The 20194-nt window shown below is 62.3% G+C and carries 21 protein-coding genes, 2 tRNA genes and 1 pseudogene; 9 read left to right on the top strand and 15 right to left on the bottom strand.

The genetic code is table 11. From position 1 onward, the window contains the following. Positions 1-93: 93 nt before the first annotated feature. The 3 genes and pseudogenes from P3W85_RS30885 to P3W85_RS30875 form a co-directional block, all read right to left on the bottom strand. A pseudogene (locus tag P3W85_RS30885) lies at positions 94-729 on the bottom strand (IS5 family transposase); the annotation flags it as partial. 154 nt (positions 730-883) lie between these two features. After that, entirely contained in the window at positions 884-1186 is a 303-nt protein-coding gene (locus tag P3W85_RS30880; RefSeq protein ID WP_276267554.1) for a HigA family addiction module antitoxin, read from the bottom strand. Between the two features lie 11 nt (positions 1187-1197). Beyond that, a complete protein-coding gene (locus P3W85_RS30875) occupies positions 1198-1476 on the bottom strand; it encodes a type II toxin-antitoxin system RelE/ParE family toxin (protein WP_276267553.1) in 279 nt (92 codons plus the stop codon). A 207-nt stretch (positions 1477-1683) separates the two neighbouring features. Between P3W85_RS30875 and P3W85_RS30870 the strand changes: the two genes are divergently transcribed. Continuing rightward, positions 1684-2157 carry a lysozyme gene (locus P3W85_RS30870; RefSeq protein ID WP_276267552.1) on the top strand — a complete coding sequence of 158 codons (474 nt, stop codon included), beginning with the start codon at positions 1684-1686 and terminating at the stop codon, positions 2155-2157. A gap of 563 nt (positions 2158-2720) precedes the next feature. On the opposite strand, the gene P3W85_RS45655 is transcribed toward P3W85_RS30870, so the two are convergent. From P3W85_RS45655 to P3W85_RS30845, 6 genes are all read right to left on the bottom strand, one after another. After that, positions 2721-3134: a KAP family P-loop NTPase fold protein gene (locus P3W85_RS45655; RefSeq protein ID WP_430869657.1), complete on the bottom strand. Its 414-nt coding sequence runs from the start codon at positions 3132-3134 to the stop codon at positions 2721-2723. Beyond that, on the bottom strand, positions 3131-3649 hold the full coding sequence (locus P3W85_RS30865; protein WP_276267551.1) for a P-loop NTPase fold protein: 519 nt from the start codon (positions 3647-3649) through the stop codon (positions 3131-3133). Before P3W85_RS30865 ends, P3W85_RS45655 begins: the two co-directional genes overlap by 4 nt. 104 nt (positions 3650-3753) lie before the next feature. Then, complete coding sequence (locus P3W85_RS30860; protein WP_276267550.1) at positions 3754-4764, bottom strand: hypothetical protein; 1011 nt, start codon at positions 4762-4764, stop codon at positions 3754-3756. A gap of 243 nt (positions 4765-5007) precedes the next feature. Further along, positions 5008-5151, bottom strand: a complete 144-nt coding sequence (locus P3W85_RS45650; protein ID WP_430869655.1) for a hypothetical protein — start codon at positions 5149-5151, stop codon at positions 5008-5010. Positions 5152-5541: 390 nt separating this feature from the next. Then, on the bottom strand, positions 5542-6795 hold the full coding sequence (locus tag P3W85_RS30850) for a tyrosine-type recombinase/integrase (RefSeq protein ID WP_276267549.1): 1254 nt from the start codon (positions 6793-6795) through the stop codon (positions 5542-5544). Positions 6796-6944: 149 nt separating this feature from the next. Continuing rightward, positions 6945-7034, bottom strand: a tRNA-Ser gene (locus P3W85_RS30845). 275 nt (positions 7035-7309) lie between these two features. On the opposite strand from P3W85_RS30845, the gene P3W85_RS30840 reads away from it, so the two are divergent. Then, a complete protein-coding gene (locus P3W85_RS30840) occupies positions 7310-7861 on the top strand; it encodes a glycine zipper 2TM domain-containing protein (RefSeq protein WP_017230758.1) in 552 nt (183 codons plus the stop codon). A 106-nt stretch (positions 7862-7967) separates the two neighbouring features. Here the strand turns inward: P3W85_RS30840 and hemW are convergent, their stop codons facing one another. The 5 genes from hemW to P3W85_RS30815 all read right to left on the bottom strand — a co-directional run bounded on the left by hemW (position 7968) and on the right by P3W85_RS30815 (position 12888). After that, positions 7968-9212 (bottom strand): radical SAM family heme chaperone HemW, encoded by a 1245-nt coding sequence (hemW, locus tag P3W85_RS30835; RefSeq protein ID WP_276267548.1) that lies wholly within the window; start codon positions 9210-9212, stop codon positions 7968-7970. Then, on the bottom strand, positions 9209-9826 hold the full coding sequence (gene rdgB, locus P3W85_RS30830) for an RdgB/HAM1 family non-canonical purine NTP pyrophosphatase (protein WP_276267547.1): 618 nt from the start codon (positions 9824-9826) through the stop codon (positions 9209-9211). The genes hemW and rdgB overlap by 4 nt, the downstream gene beginning before the upstream one ends. A gap of 13 nt (positions 9827-9839) precedes the next feature. After that, positions 9840-10559 (bottom strand): ribonuclease PH, encoded by a 720-nt coding sequence (rph, locus tag P3W85_RS30825; protein WP_276267546.1) that lies wholly within the window; start codon positions 10557-10559, stop codon positions 9840-9842. Between the two features lie 191 nt (positions 10560-10750). Beyond that, positions 10751-11665, bottom strand: a complete 915-nt coding sequence (locus P3W85_RS30820; RefSeq protein ID WP_017230762.1) for a PP2C family protein-serine/threonine phosphatase — start codon at positions 11663-11665, stop codon at positions 10751-10753. A 170-nt stretch (positions 11666-11835) separates the two neighbouring features. After that, positions 11836-12888, bottom strand: coding sequence for a serine/threonine protein kinase (locus P3W85_RS30815; RefSeq protein ID WP_276267545.1), 1053 nt, complete (start codon positions 12886-12888; stop codon positions 11836-11838). Between the two features lie 178 nt (positions 12889-13066). Between P3W85_RS30815 and P3W85_RS30810 the strand changes: the two genes are divergently transcribed. From P3W85_RS30810 to P3W85_RS30795, 4 genes are all read left to right on the top strand, one after another. Next, the gene (locus tag P3W85_RS30810) at positions 13067-14008 is read left to right on the top strand and encodes a YicC/YloC family endoribonuclease (RefSeq protein ID WP_035817844.1); all 942 of its coding nucleotides are present in this window, start codon (positions 13067-13069) and stop codon (positions 14006-14008) included. Between the two features lie 11 nt (positions 14009-14019). Then, positions 14020-14673, top strand: coding sequence for a guanylate kinase (gmk, locus tag P3W85_RS30805; RefSeq protein ID WP_017230765.1), 654 nt, complete (start codon positions 14020-14022; stop codon positions 14671-14673). An 84-nt stretch (positions 14674-14757) separates the two neighbouring features. Then, entirely contained in the window at positions 14758-14961 is a 204-nt protein-coding gene (rpoZ, locus tag P3W85_RS30800; protein ID WP_006162413.1) for a DNA-directed RNA polymerase subunit omega, read from the top strand. A 257-nt stretch (positions 14962-15218) separates the two neighbouring features. After that, positions 15219-17630, top strand: a complete 2412-nt coding sequence (locus tag P3W85_RS30795) for a RelA/SpoT family protein (protein ID WP_035817847.1) — start codon at positions 15219-15221, stop codon at positions 17628-17630. A 20-nt stretch (positions 17631-17650) separates the two neighbouring features. On the opposite strand, the gene greB is transcribed toward P3W85_RS30795, so the two are convergent. Beyond that, positions 17651-18232: a transcription elongation factor GreB gene (gene greB / locus P3W85_RS30790; RefSeq protein ID WP_276267544.1), complete on the bottom strand. Its 582-nt coding sequence runs from the start codon at positions 18230-18232 to the stop codon at positions 17651-17653. 124 nt (positions 18233-18356) lie between these two features. On the opposite strand from greB, the gene P3W85_RS30785 reads away from it, so the two are divergent. The 3 genes from P3W85_RS30785 (at position 18357) to P3W85_RS30775 (ending at position 19997) form a co-directional block, all read left to right on the top strand. Continuing rightward, positions 18357-18433, top strand: a tRNA-Arg gene (locus tag P3W85_RS30785). Between the two features lie 303 nt (positions 18434-18736). Further along, complete coding sequence (locus P3W85_RS30780) at positions 18737-19585, top strand: DUF1266 domain-containing protein (protein WP_276267543.1); 849 nt, start codon at positions 18737-18739, stop codon at positions 19583-19585. A 130-nt stretch (positions 19586-19715) separates the two neighbouring features. Beyond that, positions 19716-19997, top strand: coding sequence for a hypothetical protein (locus P3W85_RS30775; protein WP_017230357.1), 282 nt, complete (start codon positions 19716-19718; stop codon positions 19995-19997). Positions 19998-20194: the final 197 nt, after the last annotated feature.

Here is a 20194-nt window from a genome sequence, read left to right as displayed (position 1 = left end):
GTTTCCCACGATGCGGGAAGGGAGTGCGGTTTGAGGGGAAATTTCGGGCGGAATAACCGGCATTTGACCCGCGTCCTGGCGCGCTTTGCGCGCTCAGGACGGATTACTCCCCGCAGACGCCAACAGCGGCCTTTTCGCGAGCACCAGATTAGCTAGGCCGAGCAGGCTGAACAACTGCGCTGAATTGTTGGCCAAGCCCTTGTAGCGAACCTTGCGATGACCAAACAGATTCTTGACGACATGGAAGGGATGCTCAACGCGGGCGCGAATCCGTGCCTTGGCGCGCTCGACCTGCGTGACCAAGTCCTTCAGGGCGCCGTCGCGCATCGTCTTGAGCTTGCCGCGTTTGAGCGCCACGTGCCACTTCACACTCTTGCCTTGCATCTCGTCGCGCTTTTCAACGCCGACGTAGCCCGCATCGCCAAACACATCGTCTTCGTGACCATGCAACAAGGCATGAGCCTGCGAAACGTCAGACACGTTGGCCGCCGTGCCCAGCACGCTGTGCACCAGCCCCGAAGCCGGGTCTACGCCGATATGGGCTTTCATGCCAAAGTGCCACTCATTTCCCTTCTTGGTCTGGTGCATCTCCGGGTCGCGACTCTTCTCCTTGTTCTTGGTCGACGGCGGCGCCTCAATGATGGTGGCATCTACAATCGTGCCTTCCTTCATCATCAGCCCCCGCTCGCACAGCATGATGCCGATCTCGTCGAACAGCTTTCGCGTCAGGCCGAGAGAATAGCCTGCCCGATGTGCCGGGGTAGTCAGCCCCATCGCGGCCCGGAATGCCAGAGCGCTACGGGGATGAAACGGTCGTCTTGGCAAGCGACGCCGGACAACGTAACCGGTCCGCCCCGCCCGGGTCATGCCGGCGCGGGGCGGTCTAGGCTGCGACCGCGTGCCGCTTGATCTCGGCAAGCTTCTCGGCGCCGATCTTTTCCTTGGCCAGTTCGGTGTCGTAGTGGGTCTGGAGGTTCATCCAGCTTTGAGCGTCGGTGTCAAAGAACACAGCGAGCCTCACCGCTGTGTCGGCCGTGATGGAGCGCTCGCCCTTGACGATTTCATTGATGCGCCGGGGCGGCACGTCGATGGCTTTGGCGAGCGCATACTGGCTGATGCCGAGCGGTTCCAGCCAGTCGATTTGCAGGATCTCGCCTGGCGTGGCCAACGGGACTTCTCGTGCCATGGTTTGCTCCTTCAGTGGTAGTCGACGATTTCGACATGGGTTGCGTTGCCGTTGGCGAACTGGAAGCAGATCCGCCACTGGTCATTAATCCGGATGCTGAACTGTCCGGCTCGATCACCTTTCAGCGCTTCCAACCGATTGTTCGGTGGAATGCGCAGGAAGCTCAGATCCGCTGCGGCGTGCAACTGCTGGAGCTTGCGGATCGCGACCTTCTCGATGTTGACGAATCGGGCGACACGCTTGCCGGCAAACAGCGTTTGGGTGTCGGAGCAGTTGAACGATGTGATCATGTAGGGAATAGTAACGCCATACGTTAATAACGTCAAGCGTTAATAGGTTGAGATGACGGGTCGAGTCGGCCCGCCGGTTCCAGTTGTCTCCCCGGGTATCCCGCCCGATTCGCCCCGCCCGGGTCATGCCGGCGGGGTTTTTTCATTCAGAGGTCCTGATCTGGACGCTGCGGCCGGTCGCGGCGGGGAGCTAAGCATGTACGCGCCGTGGCGCTGGTGTGGGTGCAGGGCAATCGCTATGAGCGTGAGCTGGCCGAGCTGCGTGAGCAGGTTGCCGGCGAGCGGGAGGCTGCCGCGCGCGCGGAGGCCGACCAGGTCAAGAAGTACCGCGAGCTGGAGGGCAATGCCCGGGAGGCGATCGCGGCCGTGTTGAAGCATGCCAAAGAGGAGAGGGATCGCGAAGAAAACGCTGCAGCTACTGCTCGTGCTGAGTACCTGGCTGGCACTCGCCGGATGTCCATCGCCGTCCGTTCTTGTCAGGCCGGCGCCGGCGGTGGTGCCACCGCAGATTCCGCCGCTGCCGGCGGAGTTGGTGAAGCGAGAGCCGAACTTGCTCCGGAGCCTGCAGCAGTTCTCGACGCCATCGCTCGGGATGGCGATCGCGGGATCCGCGACGCCAACACCTGTATCGACGCCTACAACGCCGTCCGCGACACGTTGAACCAGGCGCAGCAGGAGTAAAGATTGGGTGGCCGCCGTCGGTGCGAGAGTGCCGACGCGGCCGGAGAAATACACTTCTTATGCCAGGGAGTGCGGGCTGGGCTTACGCTCCTCTCACGAATCATTTGGGAGGCGAACTCCATATGATATCGAGGAGGCCCGCGAAATTAGATCTGGGTATTTAGATGTGTCAATGTCGGACTGGCGCACCAGCACATTTAAAATCCCCTCTTCTATTCCGTCGCCAGTTTGATTGAAGTTTTTGGAAAGCTCCGATCTTTTTAGGGGAGCCAAGGCTAAAAGGAAGATGATAGTATCGCTTAAACTTTTTTGTAGGCGGCGTCCATCGTTAGTGTGGGTCTCGAATATTCTATCTCGATCTAAAATAAGCCTTAATGGTGTTCTGAAATAAAAATTATTAGAATTTAACTGTATAGATTTGAATAATTTCTCATCGCGTTGTTTTAGCGCGGCTAAGGTTAATAGTGTTGGGTAAAAAATTGGATTCCTAGTGGTGAGTATTGTGGTGTCAATAAGTTCTGCAACTTGCTCTTGGTCCCGAAGGGTTAAGCCAAATAGAGTGACTATCCCGGAAAATAGGGAGGGGGGTAATCTCCACTATTAATGGGAGGGATGGGATTAAGGAGTCTTTCGTGATCAAGGAGATTTAGCTTTGAGAAAAGGTGCGTTGCATAGTCATAGTTTTCTAACTCTGGGAATGTGTACTCAGCGTGGAAGAACCGCTTTAGATATCGTGATGAGGAAAACTCAGTGCCGTATACGGATTTGATCGATGCTGCCAATTGCTCGGTGTCTGTGGCAATGGCGAAGTAAATTCCTTCTACGCCGAATATATGCTTTACGGTTTCGAGTAGCTCAATCGCATAGGTTGGTCGGCATCGATCAAGTTCATCAATAAAGAAGAATATTGGTAGATTTTTACCGGAATTTTCTAAGGAATCAACGATCGCGGAAAGAGTTTGGCGAAAATCGTCTATGGCGGTCTTGAGTTTCTTGTTCTCTTCGTAGATTTTTTTTGAATGGCGGATATGGATTCTTCGGAAACGGATTTTGCTATCTTCGATAGGTCGTCGGAATCTACGCCGATAATTTTCTTTGCTACCGCTGATGCCACTATGGGTGTGCCAACCTTAATAAGGCGCTTTCCCTTTCTAATAAGGTTGACTGCGTGAGAACGAGTCTTTCCGATGAAATCAAATGAGCCTTTGAGTTGATCTTCAATTTCTGTCATGAAGCCGACTAATGGTTGCTCGCAAAAATCATTCTTCCAAGCATCGAAAGTGATGACGATATATCCGGCCTCTCGAAGTTGCTGGGCCCAGTGATTCAGGAAATATGTCTTTCCAATACCCCATGGGGCATTGATGTTTAGGATGAAGGAATTCTGGCTGTTTCGCTCTTTCCTAGTTGAGTGCTTTCCCTGTAGGTACATCGTCAGGTACTCGGCTACTGCTCCTCGCTTGAGTTTGTCGTCAGAAAAGGGGTGTGTCATGGGAAAATTGAATGATTGATAAATGTACGGAATTAATTGGAAATATAGGATCTCTGCAGGCGGGGAGTACCTCCCGCTCCGTGGCCTCCCATTCATCGATATAGCTAGTCAATCAGTGTGACTCCATAAGGTGATGGCCCCGAGCAAAACACCTTCTCGGACGACTGTTCAATCACCCGTCGATGGAAAAGATCAAGCGCAGGTAAATCATCATGGGAATAGGAAACCTGCAGTTGCTTCGGGCCTAATCGCAGCCCCTGAGCTACTCCGTCCGGCAACGCACGGCCCAAGACTGCCTCATAGTTGACAAAGGCATAGCGTATGAAGGAATGCGCGCTGAGATTAAAATCGAACACAAGATGAGTATCCTGCGGTATCGGAGAGGTGATACCTCGGTCTGACAATAGACATCGCGCGGAACTAAACGTATGGACATGTACGAGCAGTGCATGACCCTGATCCAGGAACTGGTTTCTCAACACCTGCTCTAGCATGGGGCTCACGCTCTCGGCCATAGGAGTTAGAAGCATAAATAGCACTCTTAGCCACGCGCCATATTGCTCGTCTGTGATATTTAGCTTCTGACACAGACGAGCCTGCTGGGGTCGGCGGCCCTGCAGGACTCGCTCGTAGGCCCTGTAGATTGCTGGCTCCGTTGGGTGGTGCTGCGCCATCATACCGAACGTGTTCAGTACCTTCGCAACGGAATACGGGTTGCGAACAAAATTGAGCATTTTTGCAATGAACAGGTCGAAGATTTCTTGGCCAATAGCGGCGGTGCGCTCGGCATGCGCCTGAAGCAAACGACCGGTGAGTGGTTTAATCCTCGCTTCATGGATCGAAAAGGCACGTTCGAAATTGGCGCGCGTGCCGCTATCGTCGACGTCAAACGAAAAGAGATCCAACATCGACAGAGTGCCATTGACAGGGCGTCCGTTTTTGTTTGGCGATCGAACTTCGTGTCGATCGCGGTCAACGATTTCGAACTCGTAGATACGTTGGTTTTCTGGTCGTGCGTTTGGATTCAGAGCGTTAAGTCGTTGTTCGACTTGGGAGACAAAGTGTTGGTTCCTCGTCTGGTTGCGCTGGTCAATTCCCACCTTCCAATTAGCCATTCTATGAGGGGCCTCAGTGTGACTTCGAGTTAGTCTAGGACCTTAATCATGCAATAGTCCAATGTATGGGCAATTATGCTAGGAGGGCGGTGTCTCACTGCCTCTATTGGACGGCCTTAGCTCGAGGTGCTCGTGGAGCCGGTTCCGCATCCATAAGCTCGGGTGGGTAGGGCCGCATGAAACTGCGCGCCCGCTCCGGATCCCGACAGGTCAGCCAGTCATCCCACTCTGTCCTCGACACGATCATCCGCTTTTCCTTGCCCGGGCGTGAAAGCGGTTCATTTGGGGGGGCTTGTCCGAGTTGATGGTCAGCATGGTGAAGCTGAACACCTCGGCGCCAAACAACCCAGATTGGGACGAGCTAGACAACAGATAGCTGCCTTGCATTCTGCCTGCTCCACAGTCTGGAAGGGAGGTGAGAGACAGCTTTAGGTCACACTCTAGATACCATATGTTGTGTTCTTTATATACGGAACACACAATATATAGTGTGATCTTATTCCTTCTTGGGAGAGTGCTATGGCAACGAAAAACTCGGTCCGTACTTCGCCCCGTGTCGCGACGACGGCATCAAAGGCCCTGACTAGCAAGAGTACCAGTCCGACAACGAAGAAGCTGGCGGCGTCGAGTCTCTCCAATGCAAAAGCGACGACCAAGCGCTCGAAACCGAAGAAGTGACGGGTGCCTGCCGGGGAATCGCAGCAATATCGCGGCAACTCTCCGCAAAGCCTTATGTCGCAAGGCTCCGGCGCATCCCACTATTTAGTGGGGTGTGACTTACCCTGCATTGAGGGTAGGCGTGGCGCTCCGCTGGTCCAGCGGAATAACTTTCGCAGTTTCGCCAGAGCAGTGGCGAGCCCAGTCGCTCATCAATTTGCGCCGGCGCTCGAGCATGTCGCCCCGGCGGTAGGCCGCTTCGCTCTCGTTCTGAATGGCGTGCGCGAGCGCTTTTTCTGCAAGCGAGTCCGCATATTCCGTGCATTCAGCTACCCAGTCCCGGAAGGTAGAGCGGAAACCGTGCACGGTGATGTGGCCATAGCCCATGCGCTCAAGCACCTTCAGCATCGCCATGTTTGATAGTGGCTTTCCCTTCTTCCGACCTGGGTAGAGCCAGCCGTCTCGCGCCCCGGGCAGCGCCTGCTCAACCAGTTCGACGAGGCGATCAACCATCGGGACGCGTAGCGGCAACTCCATCTTCATGCGCTCGCCTGGCACGGTCCAGACGCGATAGCGCATGGAAAACTCCTCGGGCCGTGCAAATTGGACCTCCTGCGTGCGCACGACCGTCAGGATCAGGTGTTCAAGCATGCGGGCGGCGGTTCCGCGCTGTTTGCGCAGTGCCGTCATGAAATCAGGCATTTCCTGCCACGGGAGAGCGGGGTGGTGCTTGATCTTCTTGCGGCGATTCTGCTTCGGTAGCAGCTTGTCGAGGTGGCCGCGCCAGCGTGCAGGATTTTCGCCTTCGCGGTGTCCGAGCGCCTTTTCGGCGTCGAGGATGCATTCAAGGCGGCCACGCAGCCTGAAAGCGGTCTCGCGCATCTTGATCCAGATCGGCTGCAGCACCTGCACAATCATGGCTGTGTCGATGTCGCGCACGTCCTGATCGCCGAGTATGGGGAATGCGTATGTGGCGAGCGTGTTTTCCCACTGCTGGGCATGTTTTTTGTTCTTCCAGCCATCGCGGTGTTGAGCGATGTAGCCGGCTGCTCCAGCCTTGAATAGGCGCGGCCCGGTCGTTTCGAGGGCGCGTTTTCTCTGCTCGGCTTTCCGTGCTTCAATCGGGTCAATCCCATCCCGAAGGAGATACCGGCATTTTGCAGCCTCCGCGCGCGCCGCAGCTAGGGAAACTGAGGATAGGGGTCGTAACCCCATTTCGCGTGATCGGCCGCGCAGCGTGAACTTGAAGATCCAAGAACGCGAGCCTGTCTCGGAAATCTGGAAATAGAGGTTGCCGCCGTCCGGGTAATGCCCTGGGGCGTCCAACCTGCCGATCTTGAGGGCTGTAAGCCGATGCAGTTGCCGTGTCGCCATTTCTCACCCCCGTTCTCACCCCTGTTCGATGGGTGGATTGTGTCGGAGTGGTCTGGAACCAGCAAGAAGAGAAATACCCCCAAAACCGCGCCCCCACTGGGTTCCAGGGTGATTATACGGAATGCGTCGGAACGCCTTGGAGTGAGTACTGGCGGAAGCGGTGAGATTCGAACTCACGGATGGGTCACCCCATCGGCAGTTTTCAAGACTGCTGCCTTAAACCACTCGGCCACGCTTCCTGAAAGGATGTGCACGCATTGTAACGCGGGCAGGGAAGGCCCAGGCCCGTGCGGCATGCTGTTTTGACGCTGGCGTAACCGCCAGCGCCGCGCATTATAGCAAGGCTGCGCGGCTTGGTCGCGCACCACGCGGCATTTTGCCTTGTCGGTGTCTGTCGGACGCGGCGGAACCTTCATTCCTGTACTCTGCTCCTAATATGCGTAGTAGGGCGCGGGATGTCGCTGCCGTGCCCTTCCTGTTCCACGCATTTGCGGTCAATGAGGAGGATGTTCCGATGAATGGCAAGACTTTGTTGGGTGTGGCGGCTGCCGCCGCGGTGGTTGGCATGGCGGGTTGCGCGGCGCCGGGCGGTGGTTACGGCAATGGCTACGGAGGGGGCTATGGCGGCGGCTACGGTGCTCCGCCTCCCCAGACCGGGTACCAGCAGCCCCCGCAAGCCGGGTACCAGGCCCCGGGCGCGAACACCTATCAGGCGCCCCCGAATTCCGTGTTCTATGGCAAGGTCGAGTCGATCGAGCCGGTGACGACCCAGCAAAGCAGCTCGGGCCTGCTCGGCACGGTGATCGGCGGCGTGGCAGGCGGCCTGCTGGGCCATCAGATCGGCGGGGGCCGCGGCAATACCGTGGCGACCATCGGTGGCGCGGTGGCGGGCGGCCTGGCCGGCAACCAGATCGAGAAACACGCCAGCAGCGGCACCGACACGGTCTACCGCGTCAACGTGCGGCTGGACGATGGCCGCATGGCTACGGTGACGCAGCGCGACGTAAGCCGTTTGCGCATCGGCGCCCGCGCGCAGGTTGCCGGCGATATGGCAACGCCGTACTGATGGTTGTCCGGCCGCCGTGCGGATGCGCCCGCATTCCGGCGGCGGCCTGGGATTTGCCCGTTGCCCGGATCGGTTGCCTCGATTCGGCGCGATCACCCCGCCGCGATCACCCCTTCAGGAACATTTCCTGCAGGTCGTTCAGGAAGCGGCGCCCGAGTTCGGTGGGCTTGATGGTGGCAAGGTCGGCTTCGAGCAGGCCCTTTTTTTCGGCCGCCGCCAGTTCGCGGCTGATGGTGTGCAGAGGCAGCCCGGTGTGGTTGAAGAACGTGCTGGCCGGCACGCCATCGGTCAGGCGCAGCGCATTGAGCATGAACTCGAACGGAAGGTCGGCAGCGCCGACGTCGTGCTGTTCCTGCACGGCGTTGCCCGCCATCGCCTGCGCCATATAGGTGGCGGGATGCTTGTGGCGCATCTGGCGCAGCACCCGGTGCGGGAATGAGAGCTTGCCGTGCGCGCCGGCCCCGATGCCGAGGTAGTCGCCGAAGCGCCAGTAGTTCAGGTTGTGGCGGGCTTCGCGATGCGGCCGGGCGTAGGCGGACGTCTCGTAGTGCCGGTAGCCTGCCTGTGCGGTGCGCGCTTCGATCAGGTCCTGCATTTCGTAGGCGCTGTCGTCGTCGGGCAGGGCCGGCGGGAACTTGGCGAACAGCGTATTCGGCTCCAGCGTCAGCTGGTAGAGCGACAGGTGCGTGGTGTTGAACGACAGCGCCGTTTCCAGGTCCTGGGCACATTCTTCCAGGGTCTGGCCCGGCAGCGCGTACATCAGGTCGAGATTGACGTTGTCGAAGTTGTCCAGCGCGATGCCGATCGCGGCGCGCGCTTCGCCGCCGCCGTGGATGCGGCCGAGCGCAGCCAGGTGGCGGTCGTTGAAGCTCTGGATGCCGATCGACAGGCGGTTGATGCCGCTGGCGCGATAGCTGGCGAAACGCTCGGCCTCGAAGGTGCCGGGGTTGGCCTCCATGGTGATCTCGGCGTCGGCATCGAGCGGTAACAGCGTGCGGATATCGGACAGCAGCCGGTCCATGCCGGCGGCCGACAGCAGGCTGGGCGTGCCGCCGCCGATGAACACCGTATGCACTGGCCGGCCCCACACCAGCGGCAGCGATTGTTCCAGGTCGGCTCGCAGCGCATCCAGGTAGGCATCCTCGGGGATGTCATGGCTGTCGGCCGCGCCGGGCACGGCATGCGAGTTGAAATCGCAGTAGGGGCACTTGCGCACGCACCAGGGCACGTGCACGTAGAGCGACAGGGGCGGGGACGCCGGCAGCGAGAGCTGGCCCGGCTGCAGCCACAGCGATTTGGTGTCGGCCGGGGCGCTGGCGCCGGTGGACGCCAGCGGGACAATCGGGATCATAGGCAGCCGTTCATGAAGCCTGGCGTGCGCAGGCGCTCGGTCAGCGCCTTGAGCGCGAGCGCCCGATGGCTGACGGCATTCTTTTCATCGGCGCTCAGTTCCGCCGCGGTCTTGCCCAGGTGAGGCAGCAGGAAATGCGGGTCATAGCCGAAGCCGGCATTGCCGCGCGGCGCGTCGACCACCTCGCCTGCCCATACGCCCTCGGCGATCAGCGGGCGCGGGTCGTCGGCATGGCGCACCAGCACCAGCACGCAGTAATAGTGGGCGTGGCGATTGAGCTTGCCCGCCAGCTGCGAGATCAGGTGCGCATTGTTGGCGGCATCGGATTTCGGCTTGCCCACCAGTTGCGCATAGCGCGCCGAGTAGACGCCCGGCGCGCCATCCAGCGCGTCGACGCAGATGCCGGAATCGTCGGCCAGCGCGGGCAGGCCCGCCAGGCGGCTGGCGTGGCGAGCCTTGGTGAGGGCGTTCTCCACAAAGGTGGCGAAGGGCTCTTCGGCCTCGGCAATGCCGAGCTGTCCCTGCGGAATCACCTCGAACCCGAGCGGCGCCAGCAGCGTGCCGAACTCGCCGAGCTTGCCGGGATTGTTGGAGGCGAGAACCAGGCGTTGCATCGCTTTCACCGTATCAGGCCAGTTCCAGCGCGCGGCGCTGGTGTGCCACCAGTTCGGCGATGCCTTGCTCGGCCAGGCGGGTCATGGCTTCGAGCTCGGCGCGGCTGAACGGCACGCCTTCGGCGGTGCCCTGCACTTCGACGAAGCCGCCGCTGCCGGTCATCACCACGTTCATGTCGGTGTCGCAGTTGCTGTCCTCGGCATAGTCCAGGTCGAGCACGGCCACGCCGTTCACCATGCCGACCGAGACGGCGGCTACGAAATCGCGGATCGGGCTGGCCTTGATCTGGCCTTCGCGCAGCATCGCCGAGACGGCGTCGTGGGCGGCCACGAAGGCGCCCGTAATGGCCGCGGTGCGGGTGCCGCCATCGGCCTGCAGCACGTCGCAATCCAGGTGGATGGTGTACTCGCCAAGCGCGGACAGGTCGAAGACCGTGCGCATGGCGCGGCCGATCAGGCGCTGGATTTCCTGGGTGCGGCCGGTCTGTTTGCCGCGCGCGGCTTCACGGTCGGAGCGGGTGTGGGTGGCTCGCGGCAGCATGCCGTACTCGGCGGTTACCCAGCCTTCGCCACTGCCTTTCTTGTGGGGGGGCACCTTGGCCAGCACGCTGGCCGTGCACAGCACCTTGGTGTCGCCAAAGGCACTCAGGACGGCGCCTTCGGCGTGGCGGGTGTAGTGTCGGGTCAGGGTGATAGGGCGCAGCGCATCGGCAGCGCGTCCGCTCGGTCGCATGTGGAGTTTTTCTCGGGAAAGGTGTTCAGAGATGGGATTTTAACGCCGCCGCGCCGCTCGTGCCCGTCGGCGCGCGGCCGGGGCCGGCGCGGCGGCGAAATTCCCGCACCTTTGCGGCGCGGGCGGTACATCTTGGCCGAAGCTCGCCACGATATGCCGGACCGCAGCCCGGTGTGTGCCCGGGCAGGCCCTCAGCGCATGAAATTGCTGGTCTTGTCGATCGCGGCGCGGATCTCGGCGATGGAGCGCTCGATTTCTTCCTCCGACAGCAGGTCGGTATCGCCGCCGTTGTTCTCGAGGATCGAGGTGGTGAAGGTATTGAGCGGCAGGGTCTCGGTGGCGACCGATTCCTCGGTGGCGGGATGGGCGTCGAGTTCCCACATCATGGCGATCGCGGTGGTGTTGTCGGCACCGTCGCCGGCATTGTGCAGCGCCTGCTCGATCAGGTCGGGAATGGCGTGTACCACGGACAGGTGCGTCACTTTCTCGACCAGCAGTTGTTCTTCGATGCTGCCCCACAGCCCGTCCGAGCACAGCAAGGCGACATCGCCGGGTTCCAGCCGCAGCGGGCCGCCGATATCGATCAGCGGCAGGTTGGGCGAGCCCAGGCAGTTGTAGAGCTTGTTGCGTTCGGGGTGGTTGGCCACCTGCATCGGCAGCACGCGCTCCTGCTGCAGCAGGTTCTCGATCTTGGAGTGGTCGCGCGTGCGGGTCAGCAGGCCGCCCTTGCGCACCAGGTAGAGCCGCGAATCGCCCGCGTGGGCCCAGTGGATCTGGCCGTTCTGGACCAGGCAGCAGACCACGGTGGTACGCGGCACGTCGGCCAGCCGGTTGGCCTCGGCATAGCGATGGATCTCCCGGTGGGCCAGCATGATGGTGTCCTGCAGGAAATCGGCAGGATTGCGGATCGCGGGCCGGGCCTGGGCCTGGAACTGGCGCGCCAGCGTCTGCAGGGCCTGTTGCGCGGCGACTTCGCCCAGCGCATGGCCGCCCAGGCCATCGGCCAGCACCATCAACAGGGCGTCTCGCGTGAAGCAATAGCCCATGCGGTCCTGGTTGATGCGGCGGCCGCCTTTTCTGCTTTCCTGGTAGACGGAGAATCGCATGTTGGCAGTAGGTAAATCAGTTCTTGGGAGACGGCGGCGCCATCTGCGGACCGGTGCGGCAGAGCGCGCGGGCGGGCAGCGGGGCGACGGCTTTCATCATAGTTGGTAATGGCGGCGGAGGGCGCTGCGCAGGGTGCGCGCAAGAGGCGGGGAGCCGGCCATTTTATGCCTTATTCGCCGCCTGAATCGATCTGTTTGGCCCGGAGTGCCGTGGCGGGTTCTTCGCGCTTGCGCAGCAGCGTCAGGAACCGGCTCGCAATGGGCCGTTCGGCGGCCGGGGCGGCGGCGGGCGCTGCCGCCTGCTCGCCCAGCGCGTTGCTTTGTTCGCGCAGCTCTTTCTGCAGGCGGAACACGCTCTGGGGCCGCTCGGAAGGCGTCAGGCGCAGGCACCATTCGACCAGGTCGACCAGGCCGTCGGTGTAGCTGGTGCGCAGCCGCGTCATGGCGTCCGCCATGCGGTCGTCTTTTTCACGCTGGTTGGCTTCCTGCGGCGGCATGCCTGCCATGCAGGCATAGAGTGTGGCGCCCAGGCTGTAGATATCGGTCCAGGGCCCCAGTTCGGAGTGCTTGCCGTACAGCTCGGGCGCGGCGAAGCCGGGTGTGTACATGGGCTGGAAGCGCGCCGCTTCCATGGTCAGGATCTGGCGGGCGGCGCCGAAATCCAGCAGGATGGGCGACTCGTCCTCGCGCAGGTAGATGTTGCCAGGCTTGATGTCCAGGTGCAGCAGCTTGTGGATATGCACCTCGCGCAGGCCGCTCATGAGGTCGTGGAAGACCTTGCGGATGAAGTGTTCGCGCAGCACCTTGGCGCGGCCCTGCTGGCGCGCTTGCAGGATGTGTTCCTGCAGCGTCTTGCCCAGCTCGTAGTTCATCACCATGTACACGGTGGAATTTTCCCGGAAGAAATTCACCACGCGCACCACGCTGGGATGGGAGATCTTCGCCAGCGAGCGGCCTTCCTCGAAGAAGTACTTGAGCCCAAGCCGGAACGACGCCGCGCTTTCCTCGGGCACCACGGGGATCAGTTCGCCGGGGTTGCGGCGTGCCAGGGAGGACGGCAGGTACTCCTTGATCGCTACGGGGGAGCCGGTCCCATCGGTGGCCAGGTAGACGAAACTGAACCCCCCGCTGGCCAACTTCTTTACAATACGATAGCTGGACAGCAGCGTGCCGATGGGCAGCGGTGCGCTCTTTGGAGGTGATGCGCCCTTGGACTCTGTCATAGGATTGGGAACCTGGATTGCCTCCGGATTGTCCTGACTAATCGTTGAGTTGTAAAGAACACAATAGCGGCCTTTTTGGGCTTTCTTTTCGGCGTTCAAACGGCGTGGTTGCTGGGCTGTCAGCCCCGCCGGCCGCTTGAGCGCATGCGGCCAGATGGCCATTTCGCGAGACTATCCAATGATCCACAGCATGACAGGCTACGGCCTGGCTACCCGCCAGGCGCCACTGACGGACACGCACGGCGCGCCCACCGGCAGGACGGCTTCCGTTTCCGTGGAATTTCGCACTGTCAATTCGCGCTTTCTCGACCTGCTGTTCCGTGCTCCCGAAGAGTGCCGCGCCTTCGAGCCGGCGCTGCGGGAAATGCTCATGGCGAAGCTGTCGCGCGGCAAGCTGGAGTGCCGTATCAACCTGCAGCGCGCCGATGGCGGCGCCGGCGGCACCACGCTGGCGCTGAACGACGCCTTGCTGGCGCAGATCCGCTCCGTCGAGGCTACGGTCGCGGCCACGTTCACCGCGGCGGGCACCCTGCGCATGGGCGAGATCCTGCGCTGGCCCGGCGTGCTGGTCGAGCCCGAGCTGTCGCAGGATGCGCTGCGCGAGGCCGTGACGGGTGCGGCCAGCGAAGCCCTGGCCCAGTTGCTGGAAGCGCGCCGCCGCGAGGGCGAAGCGCTCAAGGCCACCCTGGAAGAGCGCATCGAGGCCATGCTGGCCATCGTCGAACGCCTGACGCCAACCATCCCGCAATTGATCTCGCATCACCAGGAAAAGCTCACCGAGCGCCTGCAGGAAGCCTTCAACCTGGTGGCACCGAACGGCATGCCATCCATGAGCCGCGACGAGATCGGCGAGCGTATCCGCCAGGAAGCCACGGTCTACGGCATCCGCATCGACATCGCCGAGGAACTGTCGCGCCTGCAGGCGCACCTGAACGAAACCCGGCATATCCTCAAGAAGGGCGGGCAGGTCGGCAAGCGGCTGGATTTCATGATGCAGGAGCTCAACCGCGAAGCCAACACGCTGGGCTCCAAGGCCGCCGCCAAGGAGCTGGCCGATGCCTCCATGGAGCTCAAGCTGCTGATCGAGCAGATGCGGGAACAGATTCAGAACCTGGAATAATCATCATCATCATGAGTGAAACGTCGTCCCATATCGCCATCGACACGGCCTACCCCGGCAACCTGTTCATGGTGGTGGCGCCTTCCGGCGCCGGCAAGTCCACGCTGGTCAACGCGCTGCTGGCGCAGGACCCGGCCATCCGCCTGTCCATCTCCCACACCACGCGCGCGCCGCGTCCCGGCGAGCAGGATGGCCGCGAATACCACTTCACCACGGTGGACGCCTTCCGTGCCGCGCGCGATCGCGGCGAGTTCCTCGAGTGGGCGGAGGTGCATGGCAATTACTACGCCACCTCGCGGGTCTGGATCGAGCAGCAGATGGCCCAGGGCAACGATGTGCTGCTGGAGATCGACTGGCAGGGCGCCCAGCAGGTGCACCAGCGTTTTTCCAACGCGGTGGAGATCTTCATCCTGCCGCCGTCGCTGCAGGCGCTCGAAGAACGCCTGAACAAGCGCGGCCAGGACGAGCCCAACGTGATCGTGCGCCGGCTGCTCGCTGCCGGCAGCGAAATGGCCCACGCATCGGAGTCGGACTACGTCATCATCAACGAGGTGTTCGACCATGCGCTGGAGCAGTTGCGCAGCGTGATCCGCGCTACCCGTTTGCGTTTTTCGTCGCAAAAGGCCCGTCACACCGACCTCTTTATCGAGCTCGGGATTCATTGAGCCGGAGCGCGGCGGGAACGTTTCTTGCCGCGTGCTGTAAAATAGCCGGCATCGCATTAGGTTTTGTCCCGAGGTGGATTTGATATGGCGCGTATTACCGTCGAAGATTGTCTGAAACACATCCCGAATCGCTTCGAGCTCGCGCTCGCGGCAACTTACCGGGCCCGTCAGCTGGTGCAGGGTCACACCCCCAAGGTCGAGGCCAAGGACAAGCCCACCGTGGTGGCGTTGCGCGAGATCGCCTCGGGCCAGATCGGCATCGAGATGCTCAAGAAGGTACCGACCTGATTTTCGGGCGGCCGTGGCCAATCCTCGCAGCGCGTACCTTCGCATTCAGACTCTGCCAGCGTACCTGTTCGAGTACTTGAATACCCAGCCGGATTCCAGAAGCCGCCCCCATGTCTTCCTCCCAGCCTTCCTTTCCTGCCGCGACGGCGAGCCCCCTGGCCGCGCCGGAGCGTTCGCGCGGAGAAGCGCCTGGTGATGCGGGCGGCGATGCCCTGCCTCCCGTTCAGCGCAAGCGCGCCGGGTCCGGTCAGTCGACCGTGACGGCGCGCACCGGTGCCCCCAACCTTCCCGATCCGCTCGGCAACGATGTTGTCGGCGAGCGCGGGGTCGCGCCCGCCATGGGCTCGGGCAAGGGCAGGGCGGTCCAGGCGGCGGCCGAAAGCGAGTTGAGCGCGGCAGCGGCCGCGCCGGGCGACGCGCTCTTTATCGACGCGGTGCTGGCGCAGTCCTACCGTCACTTCTTCGGCCCGACTTCGCAGCCGGCCGTGCCGCCGCGCCAGCAGGTGATCTCGATCACCCGGCTGATGGAGAAGCTGGCGTATCTCAAGCCCGCCGACCAGGCGCTGGTGCGCGAGGCCTTCCAGTTCTCGGACGAGGCGCACCTGGGCCAGTATCGCCAGAGCGGAGAGCCCTACATCACGCATCCGGTAGCGGTGGCGGAACTGTGCGCCGACTGGAAGCTGGATGTGCAATCCATCATGGCGGCGCTGCTGCACGACGTGATGGAAGACCAGGGCATCACCAAGAGCGAGCTGGCCGAGAAGTTCGGTCCCAAGGTGGCCGAACTGGTCGATGGGCTGACCAAGCTGGACAAGCTCGAATTCCAGAGCCGCGAGCAGGCGCAGGCGGAAAGCTTCCGCAAGATGCTGCTGGCGATGGCGCGCGACGTGCGGGTGATCCTGGTCAAGCTGGCTGACCGCACCCACAACATGCGCACGCTCGATTTCGTGCCGCCCGAAAAGCGGCGCCGGATCGCGCTCGAAACCATGGAGATCTACGCGCCGATCGCGCATCGGCTGGGTCTCAACACCACTTACCGCGAACTGCAGGAACTGTCCTTCAAGGTCGGTTCGCCGTTCCGCTATGCCACCCTGGAGAAAGCGGTCAAGGCCGCGCGCGGCAACCGCCGCGAGGTGGTCAAGCGCATTCTCGAAGCCGCGCAGAAGGGCCTGGCCGACGCGGGCATCGTGGCCGAGCTGTCGGGGCGGGAAAAGACGCTCTACAGCATCTACCGCAAGATGCACGACAAGCAGCTGTCGTTCTCGCAGGTGCTCGACGTCTACGGTTTCCGCGTGGTGGTGGAAACTCAGATGCATTGCTATATGGCGATGGGTGCGCTGCATGGGCTGTACAAGCCGATGCCGGGCAAGTTCAAGGACTACATCGCCATTCCCAAGATCAATGGCTACCAGTCCTTGCACACCACGCTGGTGGGCCCCTTCGGCACGCCCGTGGAGTTCCAGATCCGCACGCGCGACATGCACCAGATCGCGGAAGCCGGCGTGGCGGCGCACTGGATGTACAAGCACCAGGCCGACCAGGCCAACAATATCCAGCAGCAGGCCCACCAGTGGCTGCAGTCGCTGCTGGATATCCAGAGCCAGACCGGCGATTCGCAGGAATTCCTCGAACACGTCAAGATCGACCTCTTCCCCGATGCGGTCTACGTGTTCACGCCCAAGGGGCATATCCGCGCGCTGCCGCGCGGCGCCACCGCGCTCGATTTCGCATACGCCGTGCACAGCGACCTCGGCAACCAGTGCGTGGCGGTCAAGATCAACAACGAGCTGCTGCCGTTGCGCACCGAGCTCAAGAGCGGCGATATCGTCGAAGTGGTGACGGCACCGTACTCCAAGCCGAATCCGGCCTGGCTGGCCTTCGTGCGCACCGGCAAGGCGCGCGCGGCAATCCGCCACTATCTCAAGACCACCCGGCTCGACGAGGCCATCCAGCTGGGCGAGCGCCTGCTGGAGCAGTCAGCGCGCCAGCTCGGCATCGAACTCAAGGCGTTGCCGCAGTCGGTGTGGGACCGCATGGTGCAGTGGACCGGCAACAAGCAACGCGAAGACATTTTCGCCGACTTGGCGCTCGGGCGCCGCGTGCCCGCCGTGGTGGCCAAGCGCATGGAGATCCTGTTGCAGGAACTGTCCGGCGACGTCGACAGCGCGCTCCTGGCGGCGGTGCAGACCTTTGCCGGCGAGGAAGCCCCGGCGGTGCCGATCACCGGCGACGAAGGCATGTCGATGATCTTCCCGGCATGCTGCCGGCCGATTCCCGGCGATTCCATCGTCGGCTACCTGGGCAAGGGCGAGGGGCTGCAGATCCACGTGCAGGACTGCAAGGTGGCCAAGCGCCTGCACAGCAAGGATCCGGAGCACTGGATCGACGTGATGTGGGCGAAGAAGACCACGCGGGCCTTCGATGTGTCGATCAAGGTGATGGTGCACAACGTCAAGGGCATCGTCGCCCGCGTGGCGGCGGACCTGACCTCGGCCGACGCCAATGTGGCGCACGTGGCGATGGAGCAGCAGGAGGGCGGCCACCAGGAGGCCACCTATATGCAGTTCATCATCCAGGTGCAGAACCGCCTGCACCTTGCCAATGTGATGCGGGCGCTCAGGCGCAATCCCGACGTGATCCGCATCTTCCGCGACCGCAACGACGGCTGACGCCGCCGCGGGCCGGCGCCTCAGGCCCGGCCCGGCTGCGCCGCCTGCCGCTCGGGATAGCGGACTTCCAGGATATCGATCTGCTCGACCCCGTTCGGCGTGCGCAAGGGCACGGTATCGCCCTCGCGCGCCTTGATCAGCGCGCGCGCGATCGGCGAGATCCAGCTCACGTGGTTGCTATCCAGGTCGACCTCGTCCATGCCGACGATGGTGACGGTGGTTTCTTCGCCCGCCTGGTTCGCATAGGTGACCGTGGCGCCAAAGAAGATCTGATCGTTGTCCCCCTGCAGTGAAGGGTCCACCACCTCGGCCTTGTCCAGGCGCCGGGTCAGGAAGCGGATGCGGCGGTCGATCTCGCGCAGGCGCTTCTTGCCGTAGTGATAGTCGCCGTTCTCGGAGCGGTCTCCGTTGGATGCCGCCCATGAGACGATCTGGACCACCTCGGGGCGCGCTACATCGATGAGATGCATCAGTTCGTCGCGCAGGCGCTGGTAGCCTTGCGCCGAGATGTAGTTCTTGCTGCCGGGCGGCAACGGGGTCGCGCCTTCCGGAAGGTCGTCATCCTCGTCACCGGACGACTCTTTGACAAATGCCTTGTTCATGGTTTGGATCACATCTACGGGCTGTCATTATAGGAAGGCGAAGCCTCTACCAAGGAAAAGCAAAAAAATGTGGGCCAGGGGGTTCCAAAAGGCTGAAAGTTCGCTATAATCTCTTTTCTCGAGTGCGGCTGTAGCTCAGTTGGATAGAGTACTTGGCTACGAACCAAGGGGTCGTGGGTTCGAATCCTGCCAGCCGCACCACCGATAAAAGAAGGGCTTCCAGAAATGGAAGCCCTTTTTCATTCCGTGCTTCCATTCGCCAAGTACCGACCATTCTACGGCGTCCGGCGCATGCCCGCGCCGCAGGGGGATCTTCGATTGAGACGCGTCTCATCGTCTGCGGTATTCCCGGCCGCTAAGCTTTGATCCGGAGCGCGTCATCCCGATGCGCATCCCTGGCCTGATCGCTCTCGCCTGGTACTTGCCCTGTGCTTGCCGCAAGCTTGCGGATTTTCCCGATTTGCCACGCCAAGCGATCGCCCACTCCTTCGAGGGAATCCTGCGATGCGATCATTGCCATGGCTTGTTGCTGCCTCGCTGCTGCTCTTGCTGGCCGGTGCGGCAGGCCGCGGCCGCAAGCGGCGGGCGCTGAAGGCGTTGCCGCCGCCGGGCCCCGGCCACCGGCCAAATCCGCGGGCGGGCGAGCGCGGTCATGGCATGCCCGCAGATGGCGCGGCGCCCGCCGGCGGCGCGTGCACGCGCAGCTTGCTGGTGGGCCTCCTGCACGACCAGTGTTTGAGTCTGAAGGTCGACGCCCTTGCCTCCGGTGCCGATCCGCGCAAGCAGGCGGAGGCGCTCGCCAGTGCCTGGCATATCCATACCGCCGGCGAGGCGCGCGGCACGTTGGCCTGGCTGCTCGAGGAGGGGCATCGCGCGCTATACCCGCAGGTTTGCCGGATCCTGTTCGCGGTGCCGCGCGCCGAGCGCGAGCGTCAGATCGTGCTGCTGGACGATGTCTTCGATCCCGTGCACCTTGCCCTGTGCGTCGACAACCTCGAGCGCGCCATGCCGGCGCTGCGCGCGAGCCGTTTTGTCGCCTCGGGCGCCGATCTCGCGCGTGGCGTGCTGGCCTGGGACATGGGCCGCGCCATCCATGTCGCGCGACTGGCCTACGACTGCGGGATGCAGAACGAGGCTCAGGCGTGGGCCGTGATCGAGCGCGCGGCGGCAATGGTCTTCGCGCACCTGGAGTCCTGGGAGGCGGTCGCGGGAAGCTACCTGCTGGGGCGTGCGATGTGGGGCGGGCCCGGCACCGGCCTGAAGCGGCATCTCTCGTTCGGCCAGCGTTGCCTGGACGATCCGGCCAGCCCCTGGCGTGCCGTGCCGTACCGCGCTGCGCCCCCGCGTGCGTAGGCATGCCGGCGTGTGCCGCCTTGCGGGTCCGATGCCGACGGGCTAGGCTGGTTCAGGCGTATAGCGGACGCAGCCGCGCAATACCGACGCTCAAGCGTCGTGTTGGCAGCGGATAACCCGGGAGGATCCCATGAGCAATGCAGACTGGCGTGTGGAGGCATATCGGGGCATGGATGTCTACGTCCTGGTGTCATCGCAGCGCGACGATGGCGTCGCGACCGTCGGCGATGTCGGTCAGTGGCGATACGAAGTGAGGGTCTGCCAGGAGGGGGCGGATCCGTCCGATGCCGGCGACACCGAGCGCTTGTCGGGCGATGGCGCGCGCTTTGCCACCCGGCACGCGGCGGAGGTGGCTGCCTTCAGCGCGGCCTATCATCTGGTCGACAGGCTTCTGGGGCCGGTGGAGGGCTAGCGCCGGCCCTTTTTCGCTGCGATTGCCATTTTGCGAACAGGCCTATTTGCGGCACACGGCTCTGGTGCGCAGACGTGGCGGCAGGGCGCTTTGCCACACGCGCCTGTCTTCGGGCGGGGCAGGCGAATGCCTTGCCGTTGTGGCGTTGCCATGCGCAACACCACGCATCACGTCGTGATATGTCCACTTCATTCGTC

The organism is Cupriavidus basilensis (assembly GCF_029335485.1).
GTDB lineage: Bacteria > Pseudomonadota > Gammaproteobacteria > Burkholderiales > Burkholderiaceae > Cupriavidus > Cupriavidus basilensis_E.
This window is presented reverse-complemented; position numbering and strand designations above follow the sequence as displayed.

Excerpts from the sequence above, each read along its gene's own strand:
- P3W85_RS30880 (WP_276267554.1), bottom strand. The coding sequence starts at position 1,186 with ATGGCACGAGAAGTCCCGTTGGCCACGCCAGGCGAGATCCTGCAAATC.
- P3W85_RS30875 (WP_276267553.1), bottom strand. The coding sequence starts at position 1,476 with ATGATCACATCGTTCAACTGCTCCGACACCCAAACGCTGTTTGCCGGC.
- P3W85_RS30865 (WP_276267551.1), bottom strand. The coding sequence starts at position 3,649 with ATGACACACCCCTTTTCTGACGACAAACTCAAGCGAGGAGCAGTAGCC.
- P3W85_RS30860 (WP_276267550.1), bottom strand. The coding sequence starts at position 4,764 with ATGGCTAATTGGAAGGTGGGAATTGACCAGCGCAACCAGACGAGGAAC.
- P3W85_RS45650 (WP_430869655.1), bottom strand. The coding sequence starts at position 5,151 with ATGCAAGGCAGCTATCTGTTGTCTAGCTCGTCCCAATCTGGGTTGTTT.
- P3W85_RS30850 (WP_276267549.1), bottom strand. The coding sequence starts at position 6,795 with ATGGCGACACGGCAACTGCATCGGCTTACAGCCCTCAAGATCGGCAGG.
- P3W85_RS30840 (WP_017230758.1), top strand. The coding sequence starts at position 7,310 with ATGAATGGCAAGACTTTGTTGGGTGTGGCGGCTGCCGCCGCGGTGGTT.
- hemW (WP_276267548.1), bottom strand. The coding sequence starts at position 9,212 with ATGATCCCGATTGTCCCGCTGGCGTCCACCGGCGCCAGCGCCCCGGCC.
- rdgB (WP_276267547.1), bottom strand. The coding sequence starts at position 9,826 with ATGCAACGCCTGGTTCTCGCCTCCAACAATCCCGGCAAGCTCGGCGAG.
- rph (WP_276267546.1), bottom strand. The coding sequence starts at position 10,559 with ATGCGACCGAGCGGACGCGCTGCCGATGCGCTGCGCCCTATCACCCTG.
- P3W85_RS30820 (WP_017230762.1), bottom strand. The coding sequence starts at position 11,665 with ATGCGATTCTCCGTCTACCAGGAAAGCAGAAAAGGCGGCCGCCGCATC.
- P3W85_RS30815 (WP_276267545.1), bottom strand. The coding sequence starts at position 12,888 with ATGACAGAGTCCAAGGGCGCATCACCTCCAAAGAGCGCACCGCTGCCC.
- P3W85_RS30810 (WP_035817844.1), top strand. The coding sequence starts at position 13,067 with ATGATCCACAGCATGACAGGCTACGGCCTGGCTACCCGCCAGGCGCCA.
- gmk (WP_017230765.1), top strand. The coding sequence starts at position 14,020 with ATGAGTGAAACGTCGTCCCATATCGCCATCGACACGGCCTACCCCGGC.
- rpoZ (WP_006162413.1), top strand. The coding sequence starts at position 14,758 with ATGGCGCGTATTACCGTCGAAGATTGTCTGAAACACATCCCGAATCGC.
- greB (WP_276267544.1), bottom strand. The coding sequence starts at position 18,232 with ATGAACAAGGCATTTGTCAAAGAGTCGTCCGGTGACGAGGATGACGAC.
- P3W85_RS30780 (WP_276267543.1), top strand. The coding sequence starts at position 18,737 with ATGCGATCATTGCCATGGCTTGTTGCTGCCTCGCTGCTGCTCTTGCTG.
- P3W85_RS30775 (WP_017230357.1), top strand. The coding sequence starts at position 19,716 with ATGAGCAATGCAGACTGGCGTGTGGAGGCATATCGGGGCATGGATGTC.